Annotated in this window: 18 protein-coding genes; 5 read left to right on the top strand and 13 right to left on the bottom strand. The window is 65.8% G+C overall.

Translation table 11 applies throughout. The features are described from left to right. Nucleotides 1-13: 13 nt before the first annotated feature. The 4 genes from AAFG50_RS18055 to AAFG50_RS18040 all read right to left on the bottom strand — a co-directional run bounded on the left by AAFG50_RS18055 (nt 14) and on the right by AAFG50_RS18040 (nt 2932). A complete protein-coding gene (locus tag AAFG50_RS18055) occupies nt 14-247 on the bottom strand; it encodes a hypothetical protein (protein ID WP_028170893.1) in 234 nt (77 codons plus the stop codon). Nucleotides 248-359: 112 nt separating this feature from the next. Next, a complete protein-coding gene (locus tag AAFG50_RS18050; protein ID WP_028170892.1) occupies nt 360-1616 on the bottom strand; it encodes a cytochrome P450 in 1257 nt (418 codons plus the stop codon). Nucleotides 1617-1725: 109 nt separating this feature from the next. Continuing rightward, a complete protein-coding gene (locus AAFG50_RS18045) occupies nt 1726-2052 on the bottom strand; it encodes a hypothetical protein (protein WP_028170891.1) in 327 nt (108 codons plus the stop codon). 106 nt (nt 2053-2158) lie between these two features. After that, nucleotides 2159-2932, bottom strand: coding sequence for a ferredoxin--NADP reductase (locus tag AAFG50_RS18040; RefSeq protein WP_011086612.1), 774 nt, complete (start codon nt 2930-2932; stop codon nt 2159-2161). A gap of 156 nt (nt 2933-3088) precedes the next feature. Here AAFG50_RS18040 and AAFG50_RS18035 point away from each other — a divergent pair, with 156 nt between their 5' ends. Continuing rightward, nucleotides 3089-4285, top strand: coding sequence for an amidohydrolase family protein (locus AAFG50_RS18035; protein WP_011086611.1), 1197 nt, complete (start codon nt 3089-3091; stop codon nt 4283-4285). A gap of 113 nt (nt 4286-4398) precedes the next feature. Here AAFG50_RS18035 and AAFG50_RS18030 read toward each other — a convergent pair whose 3' ends face one another. From AAFG50_RS18030 to AAFG50_RS17995, 8 genes are all read right to left on the bottom strand, one after another. Then, entirely contained in the window at nt 4399-4854 is a 456-nt protein-coding gene (locus tag AAFG50_RS18030) for a MarR family transcriptional regulator (RefSeq protein ID WP_011086610.1), read from the bottom strand. Between the two features lie 25 nt (nt 4855-4879). Beyond that, nucleotides 4880-5584, bottom strand: coding sequence for an ABC transporter ATP-binding protein (locus AAFG50_RS18025; protein ID WP_011086609.1), 705 nt, complete (start codon nt 5582-5584; stop codon nt 4880-4882). Then, nucleotides 5581-6372, bottom strand: a complete 792-nt coding sequence (locus AAFG50_RS18020) for an ABC transporter ATP-binding protein (protein ID WP_028170890.1) — start codon at nt 6370-6372, stop codon at nt 5581-5583. The genes AAFG50_RS18025 and AAFG50_RS18020 overlap by 4 nt, the downstream gene beginning before the upstream one ends. Then, nucleotides 6369-8258 (bottom strand): ABC transporter permease, encoded by a 1890-nt coding sequence (locus AAFG50_RS18015; RefSeq protein ID WP_161535326.1) that lies wholly within the window; start codon nt 8256-8258, stop codon nt 6369-6371. Before AAFG50_RS18015 ends, AAFG50_RS18020 begins: the two co-directional genes overlap by 4 nt. A gap of 174 nt (nt 8259-8432) precedes the next feature. Next, nucleotides 8433-9635 (bottom strand): ABC transporter substrate-binding protein, encoded by a 1203-nt coding sequence (locus AAFG50_RS18010; protein WP_028170888.1) that lies wholly within the window; start codon nt 9633-9635, stop codon nt 8433-8435. A gap of 80 nt (nt 9636-9715) precedes the next feature. Beyond that, nucleotides 9716-10300: an amino acid synthesis family protein gene (locus AAFG50_RS18005; protein ID WP_011086605.1), complete on the bottom strand. Its 585-nt coding sequence runs from the start codon at nt 10298-10300 to the stop codon at nt 9716-9718. Nucleotides 10301-10327: 27 nt separating this feature from the next. Continuing rightward, nucleotides 10328-11227 carry a UPF0280 family protein gene (locus tag AAFG50_RS18000; protein WP_028170887.1) on the bottom strand — a complete coding sequence of 300 codons (900 nt, stop codon included), beginning with the start codon at nt 11225-11227 and terminating at the stop codon, nt 10328-10330. Continuing rightward, complete coding sequence (locus AAFG50_RS17995; protein WP_028170886.1) at nt 11224-12681, bottom strand: hypothetical protein; 1458 nt, start codon at nt 12679-12681, stop codon at nt 11224-11226. The genes AAFG50_RS18000 and AAFG50_RS17995 overlap by 4 nt, the downstream gene beginning before the upstream one ends. A gap of 250 nt (nt 12682-12931) precedes the next feature. Here AAFG50_RS17995 and AAFG50_RS17990 point away from each other — a divergent pair, with 250 nt between their 5' ends. After that, nucleotides 12932-13414: a (2Fe-2S)-binding protein gene (locus tag AAFG50_RS17990; RefSeq protein WP_028170885.1), complete on the top strand. Its 483-nt coding sequence runs from the start codon at nt 12932-12934 to the stop codon at nt 13412-13414. Beyond that, nucleotides 13414-16938, top strand: coding sequence for a molybdopterin cofactor-binding domain-containing protein (locus tag AAFG50_RS17985; protein WP_028170884.1), 3525 nt, complete (start codon nt 13414-13416; stop codon nt 16936-16938). Before AAFG50_RS17990 ends, AAFG50_RS17985 begins: the two co-directional genes overlap by 1 nt. A gap of 3 nt (nt 16939-16941) precedes the next feature. Here AAFG50_RS17985 and AAFG50_RS17980 read toward each other — a convergent pair whose 3' ends face one another. Then, entirely contained in the window at nt 16942-17910 is a 969-nt protein-coding gene (locus AAFG50_RS17980; RefSeq protein ID WP_011086600.1) for a catechol 2,3-dioxygenase, read from the bottom strand. Between the two features lie 439 nt (nt 17911-18349). Here AAFG50_RS17980 and AAFG50_RS17975 point away from each other — a divergent pair, with 439 nt between their 5' ends. Together AAFG50_RS17975 and AAFG50_RS17970 are read left to right on the top strand one after the other, a co-directional pair. Continuing rightward, nucleotides 18350-20089 (top strand): DUF87 domain-containing protein, encoded by a 1740-nt coding sequence (locus tag AAFG50_RS17975; RefSeq protein WP_028170883.1) that lies wholly within the window; start codon nt 18350-18352, stop codon nt 20087-20089. 243 nt (nt 20090-20332) lie between these two features. Next, nucleotides 20333-20914, top strand: coding sequence for a peroxidase-related enzyme (locus AAFG50_RS17970; protein WP_011086598.1), 582 nt, complete (start codon nt 20333-20335; stop codon nt 20912-20914). The last annotated feature ends 21 nt before the right edge of the window (nt 20915-20935 follow it).

Here is a 20935-nt window from a genome sequence, read left to right as displayed (position 1 = left end):
TCGGGGCTCTCGCCTAGTCTTCAGCCTCCTCGTCGTCGAGCAGCCGGTTGGCCGAATGATCCTGGTACTGCTCCGTCTGGATGAACTTTCCGTCCATGCCGCGAATGTCGGAATGTTGCGCCTTGTCGCGGTTCGACAGGATCATGTTGTCGCCGACCTTGTCCTTTGCGATGTCCGTGAGTGCGCCAGTCCCCGCGCCCTTGCCGCGCGCGCCTGATCCGATATGCGTCTTGCCGCCGTTGGGCATGGACTGCTCCCTTGCTGCTGCGTGCATTGGTGCAACGCCTGCGCGACGGAGATTGTTTCGCACTCCACGCAAGATGATGCGCGCCATTGTTCCCGGCACGGCGTGCGCTGCGTCAGTCCGCGAGCAACGGCTCGGCGGCGGCACCACGGCTCGGCCTGCGGTTCCCGCCGGCAACGACAGGCAATCGCGCGATCGCACGCATACCCGGCCGCTTGCGCCAGTGGATTTGCGCGGGGTCCACGGCGAGCTCGAGTTTCGGCCATCGCGCAAGCAGCGCCTGCAATGCGCAAGTCGCTTCGATCCGCGCAAGCTGGTGGCCGAGACAGAAATGAATTCCCGTTCCGAACGACATGTGGCGGTTCGGCTTGCGCGTGAGGTCGAGCCGCTCAGGGCGGTCGTGCACGGCCGGGTCCATGTTGGCGGCGGCAAGCATGACCATGACTCGGTCGCCCTTCTTCAGCCGTACGCCCGCAAGCTCGACATCCCGCCGCAGATAGCGCGGTTTGGAAAACTGCACGGGCGAGACGAAGCGCAGGAATTCCTCGACGGCGAGCGAGATGCGGCTCCAATCCTCCTCCAGCCAGTCGCGCAAGGCCGGATTCCTGAGCAGCTCGTAGACCGAACCGCTGATCAGATGCGTGGTGGTCTCCGAGCCTGCCGCGAGCAGCAGGAACACCATCGACACCATTTCGTCCGGCGTGATCTGGCCGCCCTCGCGCTCGACCTGGACCAGCTCGGCGATCAGGCCCTCGCCGCCCTGCACGCGCGCGATCTGCAACTGCCGTTCGAGGTAGGCGCGCATCTTGCGGAACGCGAACAGCAGGCGGAAGAAGCTGACGACATTCGTCAGCGACGACATCTTGTTGGCCCAGGCGATGAATCTCGGGCGATCGGCCGCGGGCAGGCCCAGCAGCTCGCAGATCACCGACACCGGCAGGATGCGGGCGTAGCACTGGACGAGGTCGGCCGGGCTGCCATCGGCAAACAGGTCGTTCGCCAAGCCGTCGGCGATGGCGCGAATGCGTGGCTCCATCGCCACGATCGCGCGGCGGCGAAATGCCTCGTCCACGATGCTGCGCAGCCGCGTGTGATCGGGCTCGTCCATGGTCAGCATGTTGTTGGCGATGGTGGTGACGAGCTTCGGCATCCACCAGCGCAGGCCGGCGACTTTGCCGTCCTCCTTGCGCAGCGTGAAGGTGGTGCCGTCCTTCAGGACCTCAGCGGTGGCGTCATGGGTCGTGGTGATCCAGACATCGCCGACGAGAGGAAATCGCGTCGCAACCACGGGGCCCGAGGCGCGCAGCGCCGCGATCGCCGCGGGCGGATCGCGAAAGAAGGCCTCGCTGGTGAAATCGAGGCGCGGTGCCATGGGATCACCGGATTGGTTGGTGGCGTCTCAACCAGATGGTGCGCGAGGGCCCACGTGCAAGGGCCGGAACCGGTGCTGGCTGCGCCAGCGCGATGCTCGCGACCAGAGCCTATCCGCGGCCCGGCGAGCGCGGCCCGGTCTTGCGTTGCTGCTGATTGGTGTAGGCGTCCCAATGGCTCCAGCTGCCGCTGCTGAGACTTTGCAGATCGGTGGTAAGCGGACGGCGCGTGCGCTTGTCGTAATCGGCGATCGCGCGTTCCGACTGCGCGATCTTGCGCTTCAGTTCCGCGACCGCCTTCTGGGTCTGGCCGTTCCGCTTCGACGAGGCGATCTCGCCCATCGTGAAGCGCGCCGTCTCGAGCGCCTTCAACTCGGCGCGGTTCTTCTTCAACTGAACCCGGTGCCAGGCGATGTTGCTGTCGCTGTCCGCAACCATGTGGGAACTCCGCTGATTCGTTCCCACAGTGTATCGCGCGCCGAATCGGCGCCGCAACGGGCGCCACGCGGCGAAAATACGGTCTTATTGCGCAAGAATTCCGCGTTTAGCGCTCGGCAAACGCCTTTTCGACCACGAACTGGGCCGGCTCGCCGTGATTGCCCTCGATGAAGCCGCGCTCGCCCAGGAGCACGCGGGTGTCAGCGACCAGCGCCGGGCTGCCGCAGATCATGACGCGGTCGTGCGCGGCCTCCAGCGCCGGCAGGCCGATATCGCTGAACAGCTTGCCCGAGGTGATGAGGTCGGTGATGCGGCCGCGGTTGCGGAAGGGATCGCGGGTCACCGTCGGGTAGTAGATAAGCTGGCTCTGGATGTACTCGCCGAGCAGCTCATCCTTCGGCAGATGCTCGGTGATCATCTCGCCATAGGCGAGTTCCTTGACGTGGCGGCAACCGTGCAGCAGCACCACCTTCTCGAAGCGCTCGTAGGTCTCGGGGTCCTTGATCACGCTCAGGAACGGAGCGAGGCCCGTGCCGGTGCCGATCAAATAGAGGTTGCGGCCCTCTTCCAGATTGTCGATCACCAGCGTGCCGGTGGCCTTGCGGCTGACGATGATCTCGTCGCCTTCCTTCAGGTGCTGGAGCCGCGAGGTCAGCGGGCCGTCCGGCACCTTGATCGAGAAGAACTCCAGCGTGTCCTCGTAATTGGCGCTGGCGACGCTGTAGGCCCGCAGCAGCGGCTTCTCGCCGACCTTGAGCCCGATCATGGTGAATTCACCGTTGCGGAAGCGGAAGGTCGGGCTGCGGGTGGTCTTGAAGGAGAACAGCGTGTCGGTCCAATGGTGGACGCTCAAAACGCTTTCCTGGTTGAAATTGCTCATCTCACCCTTCCGTGTCGCTACGTTGCGGTTCCGAGGCGGTCAGCTATGCGTCGTTTGTACACGATCATTCGTGTACTAATGAATAATCCGGCTTGATCCCGTGGTCAAGGCTGCCCAAGATCGGCAGCGTTGCAGTTAAGGAAAAGGACCCCTTCCATGGCGCATGACGCACCCCAGGCCGCCGGACCCTCGAAGCTCGTGATCCGCAATATCGGCCTGATCCTGTCCGGCGCGCTGGAAAAGCCGATCCTGGACGGCGACACCATCGTCGCCGAGAACGGCAAGATCACCGCGATCGGCCGCCACAAGGATCTCGACACGGAAGGTGCGACCACCATCGTCGATGCCAACGGCACCACGGTGACCCCCGGCCTGATCGACAGCCATGTCCACCCCGTCGCCGGCGACTGGACGCCGCGCCAGAACCAGATCAACTGGATCGACAGCTCCCTCCATGGCGGCATCACCACCATGATCTCGGCAGGCGAAGTGCACATGCCGGGTCGCCCCCGCGACGTGGTGGGGCTGAAGGCGATGGCGATCTTCGCCCAGCGCGCGTTCTGGACGTTGCGTCCGGGCGGCGTGAAGGTTCATGCCGGTGCGCCGGTGATCGAATGCGAGATGGTCGAAGAAGACTTCAAGGAATTGGCCGCCGCCGGCGTCAAGCTGCTCGGCGAAGTCGGCCTCGGTGGCGTCAAGGATGGACCCACTGCGCGCAAGATGGTGGGTTGGGCGCGCAAATACGGCATCCAGAGCACGATCCACACCGGAGGCCCCTCGATCCCCGGCTCCGGCCTGATCGACAAGGACGTGGTGCTGGAGGCCGACACCGACGTGGTCGGCCACATCAATGGCGGCCACACCGCCCTTCCCGACGACCAGATCCGCTGCATCTGCGAGGGCTGCAAGCGCGGGCTCGAGATCGTTCATAACGGCAACGAGCGCTCGGCGCTCTACACGCTGCGCATCGCGCGCGAAATGGGCGACCTGCACCGCGTCATCCTCGGCACCGACGGGCCGGCCGGCTCCGGCGTGCAGCCGCTCGGCATCTTGCGCATGGTCTCGATGCTGTCCTCGATCGGCGAGCTGCCGGCCGAGATCGCGTTCTGCCTCGCCACCGGCAACACCGCGCGGATGCGGCAGCTCGATTGCGGCCTGATCGAGGTCGGCCGCGCCGCGGATTTCGTCATCATGGACAAGGCGCAGCACTCGCCGGGCAAGAACATCCTGGAGAGCGTCCAGCTCGGCGACCTCCCCGGCATCGGCATGACCATCATCGACGGCATCGTCCGCACCCAGCGCAGCCGCAACACACCGCCGGCCGGCCGGGTGCCGGAAGTGGTGGCGAAGTGACGGCACTTGCCGTCATTCCGGGGCGCGCGAGAGCGCGAACCCGGAGTCTCGAGCAACAATCTCCGGATTCCGGGTTCACGCGCGGCGCGCGTGCCCCGGAATGACAGTCAATTTCACCGCAACTTGCTCAACAGCGCCATCAGCATCTCGCGCTCCTTGGCGTCGAGCGGCGCCAGCGTCTCGCGGGTGATGGCGAGCGCATTCGGCGCCAGTTTCTCGGCTAGCTGCTGACCGGCACGCGTCAGGCTCACCAGCAGGCGTCGCCCGTCCTCGGGATCCTGGCTGGTTTCAGTCAGGCCGCGCGCCGTCAGGCGGTCGATCACGCCCTTGATGGTCGCGACATCCATCGCAGTCAGCCGTCCCAGCTGGTTCTGCGAGCACGGCCCGGTCTCGGCGAGCTTTGACAGCGCCGCCCATTGCGTCGGCGTCAGATTGGTGCCGATATCGCGGGAGAAGATCGAGCTGTGGCGCTGCCAGACCTGGCGCAGGATGAAGCCGACCTGCTCGTCGAGCACGTAAGGCGGTTTTGCCGGTTTGACGCTCTTCTTCGCCGCAACGCTTCTCGCCATCCGCTCCCCGACCTTCCCTTTGCCGTCACAACGACAGATGCGCGTCGCGGATGTCCGGACGCGCGTCGAGCTCGGCCATGGTGCCGCCGAAGCAGATGCGGCCGCGCTCGATGATATAGGCGCGATCGGAGATCAACCGCGCGAAGTGCAGATTCTGCTCGGAGACGACGATGCTGACGCCCTCCTTCTTCATGGTCAGGATGGCATCGACCATCTGTTCCACGATCTTCGGCGACAGGCCTTCCGACGGCTCGTCGAGCAGCACCAGCGACGGGTTGCCCATCAGCGTGCGCGCGATGGTGAGCATCTGCTGTTCGCCGCCGCTCATGCGGCCGCCCGGGCGGTTCTTCATCTCGCCGAGGTTCGGAAACAGCGTGAACAACTTGTCGCGCGTCCAGTAGGGCGCGTTCGGGCGCTTCGGCTGCCGGCCGACTTCGAGATTCTCCTCCACCGTCAGATCGGTGAAGATTCGCCGCTCCTCCGGCACGTAGCCGAGCCCCTCGCGCACGATCTCGTGCGTCGGCCGCACCGACACGTCCTTGCCCTCGAACATGATGCGGCCCGAGCGCTGCGCCACGAGGCCGACGATCGAGCGGAACGTCGTCGACTTGCCGGCGCCGTTGCGGCCCAGCAGCGCCACCACCTCGCCCTCGCCGACCTCGAAACCGATGTCGAACAGGATATGCGCCGGGCCGTAATGGCTGTTGAGGTCCTGCACCGTGAGTTTCATGCCGAGGCTCCGTCGCGATGGCGGGCATCGTAGACGAGCCCCTCGCCGAGATAGACCGCCTGCACCTGCGGGTTGCCACGCACCTCGGCGGGCGAGCCCTCGGCGATCAGCGTGCCGCGGTTGAGCACGATGATGCGGTCGGCGTGCTCGAACACCACGTCCATGTCGTGCTCGGTGAAGAGCACGCCGATCGACTTCTCCCGCGCGATTTGAGCCGTCAGTCGCATCAGATCGACTCGCTCGCGCGGCGCCATGCCGGCGGTCGGCTCGTCCATCAGCAAGAGTTTCGGCTGGTTGGCGAGCGCGACCGCAAGCTCGAGCCGCTTGAGGTCGCCATAGGCGAGCTCGCCGCAGGGACGATCCGCATAGCCGCTCATGCCGACGAGCTCGAGCAAGCGGCCGGCTTCGCCACGATCGAACTTCGGCGCCGAGCCCCAGAGATTGAACAGCTGCTTCCCGTGCGAGATCAGCGCAACCTGCACGTTCTCGCGCACCGTCATGGTCGCGAACGTCGCGGTGATCTGGAAGGTACGCCCCACCCCGAGCCGCCAGATCTCGCGCGGCTTCTTGCCGGTGGTTTCTTCGCCAAGCAGGCGGACCTGGCCGGAATCCGGCTTGTTCTGGCCGTTGAGCATGTCGAAGCAGGTGCTCTTGCCGGCGCCGTTCGGGCCGATCAGCGCCAGGATCTCGCCGGCGCGCAGCGAGAACGAGACGCCGCGCACGGCATGGATGCCGCCATAGGATTTGGTCAGGCCTTCGACCGCGAGAAGTGGGGGTGCGACGCTCATTCGGCGGACTCGATCGGCTTGGCAAGCAAGGGAGATCCCGGCGGCGATGTCTTCCTGCGACGCTGCGCCAGCATCTCCAGCATGCCGACGATGCCCTTGGGGAAGACGACGACGATCAGCACGATGAAGCCGCCGAGCACGAGCTTCGACAGGTCGGTCTGGCTGACCAGCCAGATGTTGAGCGCCTTGTAGACGATGGCGCCGATCACCGCGCCCGACACCGTCTCGACGCCGCCGAGCAGCACCATGACCAGCGCGTCGACCGAAAGCGAGATGCCGAGATTGTCCGGGAAGACGCTGCCCTTGAGATAGGCGAACAGCGCGCCGCCGATGCCGGCGGTCGTGCCCGCGATCACGAAGGCGGTCCACTGGATGCGCTTGGCGTTGATACCGATCGCTTCGCTGCGCAGGAGCGAGTCGCGCGTGGCCCGCAGCGCGTAGCCGAACGGCGAGAACACCATGGCCCGCAGCGCGAACGTGACGAGCGCCGCGACGCCGAGCGCCAGCCAATAGAAGTGCGACGGGCTCGCCGCCCATTTTTCCGGCCAGACGCCCAGAATGCCGTTGTCGCCGCCGGTGACGCTCACCCATTGGAACGCGATCGACCAGACGATCTGCGCAAAGGCGAGTGTCAGCATCGCAAAGTAGACGCCGGAGAGCTGCACGGCGAAGAAGCCGAACACCGCGGCGCCCATGCAGCCGAGCAGCGGCCCGAGCAACAGGCAGACGATCATCGGCAGTCCGGCCATCTTGGCGAGGAAGGCGATGCCGTAGGCGCCGAGGCCGAAATAGGCGGCGTGGCCGAAAGACGCGAGTCCCCCGACCGACATCAGGAAGTGCAGGCTGACGGCGAAGATCACGAAAATCGCGATCTCCGAGCCGACGGTCAGCGCGTAGTTGCCGGCGAACAGCGGCAGCGTTGCGGCAATGACGAGCGTTGCCAGCGCGGCCAGCCGCTCGTTCGACGACAGCGGGCGCCAGGGATTGACGGTAAGACCCGGCGTCTTGCGCGCGGCCGCCTCCGGCTTACCGAACAGGCCCCAGGGGCGGACGATCAGCACCACCGCCATCACCAGGAAGACCAGGATGATGGAGATCTTCGGGAAGATCAGGATGCCGAAGGCGTTGAGCTCGGAGACCAGCACCGCCGCGACGAAGGCGCCGACGATGCTGCCGAGACCGCCGATCACGACCACGACGAAGACCTCGACGATGATGCGCAGATCCATCGCGTGATGCACGGCATCGCGCGGGATCTGGAGCGCGCCGCCGAGCGCGGCGAGGAAGACGCCGACCGCGAACACCGACGTGAACAACCATTTCTGATTGACGCCGAGAGCCGCGACCATGTCGCGGTCCTGCGTTGCCGCGCGCACCAGCACGCCCCAGCGCGTGCGCTGGAACAGCAGCCAGAGAATGCCGAGCACGACCGGGCCGAGCCCGATCAGGAACAGGTCATAGCTCGGGATGTTCTGGCCGAAGAAATCGATCGCGCCCTTGAAGCCCGGCGCGCGGCGGCCGACGAGATCGTCGGGCCCCCAGATCAGCACGACGAGGTCCTCGACCATCAGGGTCAGACCGAAGGTCGCGAGCAGCTGGAATAATTCGGGCGCGTGATAGATGCGGCGGAGCAGCACCATCTCGACGATGACGCCGATCAGCGCCACGGCCAGCGCGGCCGCGACGATACTGCCCCAGAAACCGAACGCGCCCGAAAGCCGCTCGGTGAGCGTGAAGGCGATGTAGGCGCCGATCATGTAGAAGGCGCCATGCGCGAAATTCACGATCCGCGTCACGCCAAAGATGATCGACAGGCCCGAGGCCACCAGGAACAGCGACGCTGCGCTGGCGAGACCGGTCAGAAACTGTACGACATAAAAGGCCATCGGCGGTCCGGGTTCAGGTGTTGCTTCACCTCTCCCCGCTTGCGGGGAGAGGTCGAATTGCGGAGCAATTCGGGTGAGGGTGAGTCTCCGCAAGCTCGATGGTTACCTCCCTCGCGGAGGCTCCCCCTCACCCCGACCCTCTCCCCGCAAGCGGGGCGAGGGAGAAGAAAGAGATCAGTCCTTCGGACGCAGCTTCTCGACTTCGGCATCGCTGGGCAGATAGTCCGCGCCCTTCTTGTAAGAAGAGTCCACCATCACGCCCTTGCCCTCCTTCAGCGCGGTCTTGCCAACGTAAGCGCCGAGGGTCGACTGGTGGTCGATCTTGCGGAAGGTGATCTCGCCGAACGGCGACGGCATCGACAGGCCCTCGGCTGCGGCAATCAGCTTCTCCGGATCGGTCGAGCCGGCCTTTGCCAGGATCGCGGCGGCCGACTTGATGGTCTGGTAGCCGACGATCGAGCCGAGACGCGGATAGTCGTTGTACTTGGCCTGGTAGGCCTTCAGGAACGCATCATGCTCGGGCGTCTTGATCGAGTACCAGGGATAGCCGGTGACGATCCAGCCCTCCGGCGTCTCGTCCTTGAGCGGATCGAGATATTCGGGCTCGCCGGTCAGGAAGGACACGACCTCGCGCCCCTTGAACAGGCCGCGGGTGTTGCCTTCGCGCACGAGCTTCACGAGGTCGGCGCCGAAGGTGACGTTGAGGATCGCCTCGGGATTGGCCGCGGCAACCGCCTGAACCACCGGCCCCGCATCGATCTTGCCCTGCGGCGGCCACTGCTCGTCCACCCACTGGATGTCGGGACGCTTCTCCGACATCAGCTTCTTGAACACGGCAACCGCCGACTGGCCGTACTCATAGTTCGGCGCGATCGTCGCCCAGCGCTTTGCCGGCAGCTTGCTGGCTGCTTCCACCAGCATCGCGGCCTGCATGTAGTTCGAGGGCCGCAGGCGGAAGGTGTACTTGTTGCCCTTCGACCAGGTCACGGCGTCCGTCAGCGGCTCGGCCGCGAGGAAAAACACCTTCTTCTGGTTGGCGAAGTCGCTGACGGCCAGGCCGATGTTCGACAGGAAGGTGCCCGTGAGCATCGCGACGCCCTCGCTCGACACCAGCTCGTTGGCCGCAGTCTGCGCATCCGCCGGCTTGCCGCCGTCGTCCTTGGAGACGACGACGAGCTTCTTGCCGTTGATGCCGCCGGCCGCGTTGATCTCTTCCACGGCGAGCTGCCAGCCCTTGCGATAGGGCTCTGTGAAGGCCGGCAGCAGCGAGTAGCTGTTGATCTCGCCGATCTTGATGTCCTGTGCCACCGCCGAATGAGCCATGCCGCCGGCCAGAAGCGCGAAGGCCGCGCCCACAAAATAGTTTCTCGCTCGCATCCCAACCTCCAGTTTTGAACTCTCTACGTCTTCAGCGTGATCTTGTCGGGGAAGCAGTGCCCGCCTCCCCGGTTCAAACTCTATCTCAGACCGTCCTCGCCCTTGATCTCCGCAACCGTCAGCCCGCCGACACGCGGCAGCGGACGGCCGCTGTCGGTAACGGCGACCGCGACCATGATCTCGTTGGCGCGCGGCGCGTCGTTGATCTGTACTTCCATGCCGTCGAAGTGGCTGCGCACGAAGGCCGCATCCTTGTGACCCAGGGGGATATCGAGCGTCGTGCCGGGGCCGCTGCGCTTCTTCGACGAAGGGATCAGCGCTGCGCCCTTGCTCAGAACCTTCCGCACCGGCGCGCCCATCTTCGGGTGAAGGATCGCTGCCGCATGCTCCAGTTCGCCGTTCTCACCGACGGCCGCCGCCTTGCCGTAGCTCTGCACCTTCGCCCCGTCGATCCCGAGCGCCGCGACTGCGCGCTTCGACAGCAGTTCGCCGAGCTCCTCGCCGATCGCGATCAGCGGCGCGAGATCCTCGACATATTGTCCGGCAAAGGGATTTTCGATCACGGCGATGGCCGCGGCGCGCCGGGTCGGCGGCGAGACCTGGCGGCCCATCTCCATTTGCGTCTCTTCGACGACCGTGACGATCTTGCGGATGATCGCGCTCATGATTGTTTCCCTTGGGCTCTTCCCTGCTCAGGCATGAACCGCGTTCTCCAGCACAGACGGGCGCGATCGTTGCCGTTCAATATCTTTTGTTCCGATGACGAGCATATCACCACTGAGCTGCAACACGGCACCCTCGATCAATCCGCGATCGAACAATTGCCGTGCACATTCCGCGCCAGATTCCAGCGCGGCCGAAATCTCGGTCGGTGACAATTCGCCGACGTTGCGGGTGACAAGACGCGCGCCGAGATCGCTGTCGGGCTGAAGCTCGTTCGCGGGCTGCCGGACGATGGCGGGATGCCCGGGCAGATCGACGGCGTTGGCGATGATCGTGGCCGCCGCATCGGCCTGCGCGGCCGTTGCCGCCAGCACCGTCACGGCGTCGGCAATGCCGAGCGAAAAGCTGCGGCCGTGGCGCCCGCTGGTCGCGATCCCCCGCACGGGATCATCAGCATCGACCTTCATTCTCCGCATCACGCCGTCGCGATCGGGCCGGTCCATCAGGCCGACCGAAAAATGTTCGCCTCGCGCAAGATGCAGCGCGATGTCGCCGCCATTGTTGACATAGGCCTGGTCGAGCGACGCCGCGTTCAGCATTGCGCCCAGAATCTCCTCGGCCACGCTGCCCGCCACCGCGGCCATCGGCGTGATGAAGCAATCGGGGGCATAGGGCGCAACGGCGGCATACATGCGGCGCGCAACGGCGCCCTTCAGTGGGCACGCTCCGGGTTCCGCTGCCTTGCGCAGCTCCGTCAGCTCCACGCAGAGCTCATCGAGCAGTCCGGTGAAGCGGCGCGCTGCGGCGTCATAGGCCGCACGCACCTCGCCCGGCCCCCCCCTCGCTTCGACGATCAGATCAATCGGCCCATCCTGCAAATGCAGCCGCCGACCATCAGACAGCAATGCGATTTGCGGGAGCCGTGTCATGCCCGGGGCCCTGGAATCGGGTTCTGCCAGGGCAACTGGCGGACATCCTCGCCGTTCTGTACTTCCGAGAGCGGCTTGACGTAATCCATGTGTCCACCGAGCGCGGCGTAGTCGGACAGCTTCATCGTGAACTCGATCGGCGCGACCAGCGCCGGCGTCGGCACATAGCCGAACGCGCCTGAAGGCATCTGCGTCACGTCGACCATGTAAGTGATGCCGCCGCCGGGCCAGACATAGACTGGTGCGCCGCCGCTGGTGACACGTGTCAGCGCGTCCTTCACCGAGCGCGTCAGCCGCACCGGATTGTCGGTGACGCCCGCACGCAGCGAGCCGCCCGCACCGGCCATGAACAGCACGGTGCACAGCGCCGGCTCGCAATTCTCCTGGATGCGCTCGACCGAGAACTTCAAATCGGCCGGCATCTCGGTCTCGACCGGCTTCAAGGCCTCGTCGAGCACGTAATAGGACGAATGCTCGCCCGTCGTGGAAACCATCAGCATGGAGAGGCCAGGCTTGGCCTCCTTCGCATCGAACGGTCCGAGGATCGCGAGCGGATCGGAAATGTTGGTGCCGCCCCACCCCGTGCCGGGATCGGCGACCTGGAAATAGCGGCCGGGCGTCGAGCGCCGGCCCTTCATCTTGATGCCGGTGTCGGCGATGTCGAGCAGCTTGCCGGCCTGGTGCTCTGAGAGCACGCCGGTGATGTGGTCATCGACGACCACGACCTCGTCGACCTTGCCATGCCATTGCTTGGCGAACATGCCGATCGTCGCCGAGCCGCAGCCGACGCGCATGCGCTCTTCTTTCGCGCCGTTGACGATCGGCGGCTGGCCGGCCTGCACCACCACCGTGGCGCCGCCGTCGATGGTGAGCTCGACCGCCTTGCAATTGGCGAGGTCCATCAGCGTATCGCAGGTGACGCGGCCCTCCTTCTTGGAGCCGCCGGTGAGATGATGCACCCCGCCGAGCGACAGCATCTGCGAGCCGTATTCGCTGGTGGTGACGTGGCCGACCGCCTCGCCCTGCGCGCGCACGGTCGCGGTCTCCGGGCCCAGATAGCGGTCGGTGTCGACCTTCACCTTGATGCCGCAATAGGAGAAGATTCCCTCGGTGACGACGGTCACCATGTCGACGCCGTCGACTTCCGCAGAGACGATGAACGGTGCCGGCTTGTAGTCCGGATAGGTCGTGCCCGCACCGATCGCGGTGACGAAGGTCGAGGGTTCGTGGACGATCTTGCCGTCCCAGTCTTCCGTGCGGCTGAACGGCACGAGCTTGCCGCCATGCGAAACGGTGCGCTCCAGGATCACGTGCGGATCGACGCGAACGAGCTTGCCGTCGTGATTGGCATAGCGATCGCAGGCGCCCGCCGCGCCCGGCTTGATGTAGCACATCACCGGACAGGCATCGCAGCGGATCTTGTCGGTGGCGGCGCTCGTCGTTTCAGTCACCATGTGCAAGCCAGCGGACACTGCGGTTATCATTCGTATACGAACGATGTTGCGCGCGGTCCCGATAGCTGTCAAGCGGCGGCGCGCGCGAAAAGATGCGCTGCCGAATAAAACCTCATTTGCCTGCCGCCTTTGTCCACAAAGCGGGCAGTCGCGCTGCACTGCGGCATGGCCGCTTGCACGTTTGTGTACAAACGGTATCGTCGCGACGTACAATTTTTGCGACCCGATCGTCGCGGGGCTTGGGAACAGGATGACGCAGACACCGATCCGCCTCACCGTGAACGGCAGGATCCACGAGATCACTGCAGAGCGCGCAACGCCATTACTCTATGTGCTGCGCAACGACCTCGCGCTCAACGGTCCGAAATTTGGCTGCGGCCTCGGCGAATGCGGCACCTGTACTGTCCTGATCGACGGCGCCGCCGCGCGCTCCTGTGTCATCCCGGTCGGCGGCTGCGCGGGACGCGACATCGTGACGCTCGAAGGGCTCGGCACAAGCGACAAGCCTGATCCGGTGCAGCAGGCCTTCATCGACGAGCAGGCCGCGCAATGCGGCTACTGCCTCAACGGCATGATCATGACCACCAAGGCGCTGCTCGCGATCAACCCGCAGCCGACAGAACAGGAAGCGCTGGCGGCGCTGCGCTACAATCTCTGCCGCTGCGGCACGCATGTCGAAATCCTGCGCGCCGTGATGCGCGCATCGGGGCAGCTCACCGAGGCCGCGGACTGATGGCCTCCCCTGCCTCGAACGGAGCTGAGCGGCAATCAGGCTCGCTCGTCGTCGTCCGCACCGTGGACGAGATCACATCCGAGACCTTCGTCCGCATCACCGCAGACGGCTCGGTCACCGCTTACAATGGTCATGTCGATCTCGGCACCGGCATCCGCACCGCGCTCGGCCAGATCGTCGCCGAGGAGCTCGACGTGTCCTTTGCGCGCGTCGTCATCGTGCTCGGCGATACCGCTGTCGTGCCGAACCAGGGCGCCACGATCGCCAGTGAAACCATCCAGATCACTGCCGTGCCCCTGCGCAAGGCCGCGGCGCAGGCGCGCCACTTCCTGATCGCGCGCGCAGCCGAGCGGCTGGAGTTGCCGGAGGCCGACCTCAAGATCGAAGACGGCCTCGTGCGCGGGCACGACAACCGCAGCGTCAGCTATGGCGAATTGATCGGCGGCGAGACGATCCGGCTCGAGCTTGCCGACGACGTCGCCGTCAAGCCCGTCGGCGACTACGCCATCGTCGGCCAGTCGATGCCGCGGGTCGATCTGCCGGCGAAGGCCACGGGCGAGCTGACCTTCGTGCACGACGTCCGCCTGCCTGGCATGCTGCACGGCCGCGTCGTGCGTCCGCCCTATGCCGGCGTCGATGCCGGGCCGTTCGTCGGCACCAGCCTGCTCGCGGTCGACGAATCCTCGGTGCGCGACGTTCCCGGCATCATAGCCGTCGTGCACATCGGCGATTTCGTCGGAATCGTCGCCGAGCGCGAGGAGAATGCGATTCGCGCCGCGGAGCAGCTCAAGGTGAGCTGGAAGCCGACGCCCACCCTCACCGACCTCGCCGATGTCGAGACCGCGTTGCGCGCCAATCCGTCGACGCCGCGGACGTTGATCGACAAGGGCGACGTCAATGCGGCGATATCAGGCGCCGCCAAGCCGATGCAGCGCACCTATGTGTGGCCGTACCAGATGCATGCCTCGATCGGCCCGTCCTGCGCGGTCGCCGACTTCCAGAGCGGCGACATCCGCGTCTGGTCGGGCACGCAGAATCCGCATCTGCTGCGCGGCGATCTGGCGCTGCTGATCGAGCGCCCCGAGAGCGAGATCGAAGTCATCCGGCTGGAGGCCGCCGGCTGCTACGGCCGCAACTGCGCCGACGACGTCACCGCGGATGCGCTGCTGCTGTCGCGCGCGGTCGGCCGTCCGGTGCGCGTGCAGCTGACGCGCGAGCAGGAGCACGCCTGGGAGCCCAAGGGCACCGCGCAGCTCATCGACGTCAATGGCGGCCTGAACGCCGACGGCGGCGTCGCGGCTTACGACCTCGCCACGCGCTATCCCTCGAACGCCGCGCCGACGCTGGCGCTGCTGCTGACCGGTCGCGTCTCGCCTGATCCGGCCGTGCTCCAGATGGGCGACCGCACCGCGATCCCGCCCTACGACTACGACCACATGCGCGTCGTCGCCCATGACATGGCGCCGATCGTGCGCGCGTCCTGGCTTCGCGGCGTCTCGGCGCTGCCGAACACGTTTGCGCATGAATCCTACATCGACGAGGCCGCAACGGAAGCCGGCGTCGACCCGATCGAATACCGGCTGCGCTACCTGAAAGACCAGCGCGCCGTCGATCTCGTCAATGCGGTGGCCGAGCGCGCGGGCTGGACGCCGCGGCCGGTCCGCGAAGAGAAGGACGGCGAGGTCGTGCACGGGCGCGGCTTTGCCTATGCGCTCTATGTCCACAGCAAGTTTCCGGGCTATGGCGCGGCGTGGTCGGCCTGGGTCGCCGACGTCGCCGTGAACAAGACGACCGGCGACGTCAGCGTGACGCGCGTCGTCGCCGGGCAGGACTCCGGTCTGATGATCAATCCGGACGGCGTGCGCCACCAGATCCACGGCAACGTCATCCAGTCCACCAGCCGCGCGCTGATGGAGGAGGTCTCGTTCGAGCGCGGTGCGGTGGCGGCGCGCGAATGGGGCGCCTATCCGATCATCCCCTTCCCCGACGTGCCCAAGATCGACGTCTTGATGTTGCCGCGGCCGGACCAGCCGCCGCTCGGCGTCGGCGAGTCCGCCTCGGTGCCGAGCGCGGCGGCAATTGCGAATGCGATCTTCGATGCCACCGGCGTGCGCTTCCGCGAGCCCCCGTTCACGCCCGAGCGCATCCTCCGGGGCCTGCACGGCGACGCGCCGGCCGCGCCGCAGGCCCTGCCCGCTCCCGCAGCGCCGCAGCCATCGCGCATCTGGCAGAATCCGTTCGCCAGGCGCGCCGGCATCTTTGCGACCATTGCCGCCGTCTGCACCGCCGCGATCGGCGTTGGCGCCGCCCTCTTGCCCGGGCGCGCCATCGCGCCGATCGCGCGGCCCGATGCATCGGTCTATTCCGCGGCAACCATCGCCCGCGGCGCGCAGCTTGCCGCGCTCGGCAATTGCGCGGAGTGCCACACCACGATCGGCGGTGCGCTCAACGCCGGCGGCCGCGCGCTTGCGACGCCGTTCGGCACGATCTACGCAACCAACATCACGCCTGACGTCGAGACCGGCATCGGCGCCTGGTCCTATCCCGCCTTCGAGCGCGCGATGCGCGACGGGCTGCATCGCGACGGACGGCAGCTCTATCCCGCCTTCCCCTACACGCATTTTTCCAAGACCAGCGAGGCCGACCTCCAGGCGCTCTACGCCTACCTGATGGCGCAGCCCGCGGCGCGCGCGACGGCGCCCGCGAACACGCTCGCCTTCCCGTTGAACATTCGCCCGCTGCTCGCGGGCTGGAATGCGCTGTTTCATCAGACGAAGGACTTCAAGCCCGATCCCGCGCAGTCCGCGCAGTGGAATCGCGGCGCCTATCTGGTCGAAAGTCTCGGCCATTGCAGCGCCTGCCATTCGCCGCGCAACGCGCTCGGCGCCGAGCAGCGCGAGGCCTATCTCGCCGGCGGCTTTGCCGAGGGTTGGGAGGCGCCGCCGCTGACGTCGCTGTCGCATGCACCGATCCCCTGGAGCGAGGACGAGCTCTACGCCTATTTGCGCACCGGCCAGTCGCGCTATCACGGCGTCGCCGCCGGCCCGATGGCGCCTGTTGTCAGGGATCTCACGGCCCTGCCCGATCAGGACATTCGCGCGATGGCCGTCTATCTCAACTCGTTCAACGACGCCGCCACCGAGGCGCCGGATGCGCTTGCCGCCAGGCTCGAGAGCGCAACGCAAGTCACCACCGCCGCCTCCACCGGCGCGCGGCTCTATCAGGGCGCCTGCGCCGTCTGCCACGAGGTCGGCGGCCTGCCGCTGTTCGGCAGCCGGCCCTCGCTCGCGCTCAACAGCAATCTGCACAGCGCATCACCGGACAATCTCGTGCAGGTGATCCTGCACGGCATCGCCGAGCCAGCATCGAGCGATCTCGGCTACATGCCTGCGTTCAGGAACAGCATGAGCGACGCGCAGATCGAGGAGCTCGTCACGTTCCTGCGCAGGCAGTTCGCCCCCGACAAGCCGGCCTGGACAGGCGTGCGCGAAACGATCGCACGCGTGCGATCGCCTGCCCACTGAATATTATGCGTGCTTCTTCACTTCCACCGGCGGCGTGCCGTGGGTGTGGAAGGACTCGATGGTCTTCAGGCCCCACGCCTGCCCTTTCTTGCGCTCCTCCTCGGTCCACACGATCGGCTTCCAGTCGGGGGCGAGGATGAGGCGCGCACCGGCGTTGGCGACTTCGACGCGGTTGCCGCCGGGCTCGTAGACATAGAGGAAGAAGGTCTGCTGGATCGCGTGCTTGTGCGGGCCGGTCTCGATGTGGATGCCGTTCTCCAGGAAGATATCCGCCGCGCGCAGAATCTCCTCGCGGCTGTCGAGCGCGTAGGTGACGTGGTGGAAGCGGCCGGGTGTGCCGGAATGGTCGAGCGAATAGGCGAAGTCGTAGCTCTTGTTCGACATCGTCAGCCACATCGCCGCTTCCCGACCGTCGTTGAGCACGATCTGCTCGGTGAGCCGGCAGCCGAGATAGTTCTCGAAGAACTCGCGGTTGGCCTTGATGTCGACGGCGAGACAGTTGAGATGGTCGAGGCGGCGGACATTGACGCCGCGGGCAGGAAAGCGCTGCGCCTGGTTCTTCAGCGCGGGCTTCAGCTCCGGCGGCGCCTGATACCATTCGGTCTCGTAATAGAGCTCGACGATGTGACCGTCGGGATCGCGGCAGCGGAAGGTCGGCCCCTGCCCCATGTCGCCGTCGATCCAGCCGATGTCGAACCCGGAGCCCTTGAGGGCGGCGACGCGGCGCTCCAGCGCCTGCTGGCTGCGCGCACGCAGCGCCATGTGCTCCATGCCTGAGGTCTTCGACGCCGTGAGCTTGAGCGAATAGCGCTCGTAATCGTCCCAGCCCCGCAGGTAGACCGACTCGCCCTTCCGGCCGCTGATTGTCATGCCCATCACGTCGACGAAGAATTTCAGGCTCTCGTCGGGCTTGGGCGTCAGCAGCTCCATATGGCCGAGATGGGCAAGATCGAGGATCGGTTCGGGCTGCATGCTTTCCTCCTGGCGTGGCTGCGATCCGCAGGAACCGGATCGCGCATTCGGGCACAGGGCCGCAATTGGCTCACGCGCCCGGAGGCGGCACCGAGGCCGCGGGTTCATTTGTACTAATGTACAAATGATTAGGTCCCGTCAACAAACCAACCCTTGCATCCCGGACCGAATGGCGCCCCGCGCTTGAGCAGAACCATCCCCGAACGGCGGACGGACTGCCCGAATGGTAAAATCTTCCCTAATTCGATCGAAAGCCTGCTGGCCCCAAAAAGCAGCACTTTCCGGCCGTTTCCGCCCACAGATATGCATCAGGAACGAATCTATCGGCCGAATTGTCGCGGATTTAACGAAGCGGCCGCGGCTGCCGTTTAACCGTTTGTGCAGCCGCGGCCGCGCATAGTCCGGTGCAACCCCCGTGCTCTTGCCAGGTTCATTCATCGTGACATCCTTTGGACGCGTGATTTCGGTACGTGGATCGCTCGCCCGGGTCGGGCTTCTGGCGGCAAGCCAGATGCCGATCTCGGAGGTTCGGGCGACCGTCGGCCGTTTCGTCAGCATTCGCTGCGCCAGCTCGGTCATCGTCGCGATGATCACCGAGGTCTCCTGCGAGAATCTGTCGAGCGCCGACAATTACATCGCCATCGCCTCGGTCGACCTGCTCGGCGAGATCCTCAACGCCGCCGACAAGGCCAAATTCCAGCGCGGCGTCACCAATTATCCGACCATCGGCGACGCGGTCGACCTGATCACGAGCCAGGAGTTGCGCACGATCTACGCGCCGACCGGATCGGACCAGATCAACGTCGGCTTCCTCCAGCAGGACCGCTCGGTGATCGCCTATGTCGACGTCGAGGAAATGCTGTCCAAGCATTTTGCCGTGCTGGGATCGACCGGCGTCGGCAAATCGACCGGCGTCTCGCTGCTGCTCAACGAGATCCTGAAGGCGCGCCCGAACCTCCGCATCTTCCTGCTCGACGTGCACAACGAATATGGCCGCTGCTTCGGCGACCGCGCGCTGGTGCTGAACCCGCGGAACCTGAAGCTGCCGTTCTGGCTGTTCAACTTCGAGGAAATCGTCGACGTGCTGTTCGGCGGCCGCGCGGGCGTTCCGGAGGAGCTCGACATCCTCGCCGAGGTGATCCCGCTCGCCAAGGGCGTCTACACCCAATACCAGAACGCCGACCGCATCGGCCTCAAGCGCATCGACCCCAAGCAGATCGGCTACACGGTCGACACACCGGTGCCTTATCGTCTCGTCGATCTGATGTCGCTGATCGACGAGCGCATGGGCAAGCTCGAAAACCGCTCCTCGCGCATCATCTATCACAAGCTGATCTCGCGTATCGAGGCGGTGCGCAACGATCCGCGCTACGCCTTCATGTTCGACAACGCCAATGTCGGCGGCGACACCATGGCCGAGGTGATCAGCCACCTGTTCCGCCTGCCCGCCAACGGCAAGCCGATGACGGTGATGCAACTCGCCGGCTTCCCGGCCGAAGTGATCGACTCCGTCGTCTCGGTGCTCTGCCGCATGGCCTTCGACTTCGGCCTGTGGAGCGACGGCGTCTCGCCGCTCTTGTTCGTCTGCGAGGAAGCGCATCGCTACGCCTCCGCCGACCGCAACGTGGGCTTCGGGCCGACCCGCAAGGCGGTGTCGCGCATCGCCAAGGAAGGCCGCAAATACGGCGTCTATCTCGGGCTGATCACCCAGCGTCCGGCCGAGCTCGACGCCACCATCATCTCCCAGTGCAACACGCTGTTCACGATGCGTCTAGCCAACGAGCGCGACCAGGCGCTGCTGCGCGCCGCGGTGTCGGATGCGGCCGCGAACCTACTCTCCTTCGTACCCTCGCTCGGCACCCGCGAGGTGCTGGCGTTCGGCGAAGGCGTCGCACTGCCGACGCGCTTGCGCTTCAAGGAGGTGCCGCCGCACCAATTGCCGCGCGGCGAAGCCACCATCAGCAGCGTGCCGTCGGTGACCTCCGGTCACGACATGCATTTCGTCAGCGCCGTGCTCGAGCGCTGGCGCGGCGCCACCTCGCAGCGCGACGTGCCGAACGACCCGGTGTTCCAGGCGCCACCTGCGAAGACGCTCGGCACCGCCGAAGCCCCGATGCTCCAGCCCTCGATGGGCCTCGATCCCGACCGCTTCTCGCTGTTGAAGAAGCCGCTGCGGTAAGGCCACGCGCCACCCACTTCGTCATTGCGAGCGCAGCGAAGCAATCCAGAATCCCTCCGCGGAAATACTCTGGATTGCTTCGCTGCGCTCGCAATGACGGTTCAAGGTGAACGAGCGCCATTCCCCAATGCGCATCCAAACCGCAGATGCGCCGTCGCGCCGCGCCAACCGGTGCCCCGTGGCACGTTGAGCCCCGCGTCCGCATCGACTATGGTTGCCGGCCCCAAGCCGGAATCCATGCCAATGACAAAAACAGCCGCACAACGCTTCCCAGCTCCCGCCCTCGACACGCTGCCTGACGACATCCGCACGCGCCTCCTCGCCGTGCAGGAGAAGAGCGGCTTCGTGCCGAACGTCTTCCTCACGCTGGCCTATCGTCCGGACGAGTTCCGCGCGTTCTTCGCCTATCACGACGCGCTGATGGAGAAGGACGGCGGCCTCACCAAGGCTGAACGGGAGATGATCGTGGTGGCGACCTCGGCGGCCAACCAGTGCCAGTATTGCGTGATCGCCCATGGCGCTATCCTGCGCATCCGCGCCAAGAACCCGCTGATCGCCGACCAGGTCGCGGTGAACTATCGCAAGGCCGACATCACGCCGCGGCAGAAGGCGATGCTCGATTTCGCGATGAAGGTCTCGGCCGACGCGCAGCGGATATCGGAGGAGGACTTCGCCGCGCTTGCGCCGCACGGCTTCAGCGACGACGACATCTGGGACATCGCCGCGATCTCGGCCTTCTTCGCGCTGTCGAACCGGCTGGCGAACTTCACCGGCATGCGGCCGAACGACGAGTTCTACTTGATGGGCCGGCTGCCGAAGAAGTGAATGACGCGGTGACTGACGAGC

Origin of the sequence: Bradyrhizobium sp. B039 (assembly GCF_038965675.1) — a bacterium.
In the GTDB taxonomy this organism is placed as follows: domain Bacteria; phylum Pseudomonadota; class Alphaproteobacteria; order Rhizobiales; family Xanthobacteraceae; genus Bradyrhizobium; species Bradyrhizobium diazoefficiens.
Note: the sequence above shows the minus strand (reverse complement) of the source record. Positions and strands in the feature narration are given on the sequence as shown.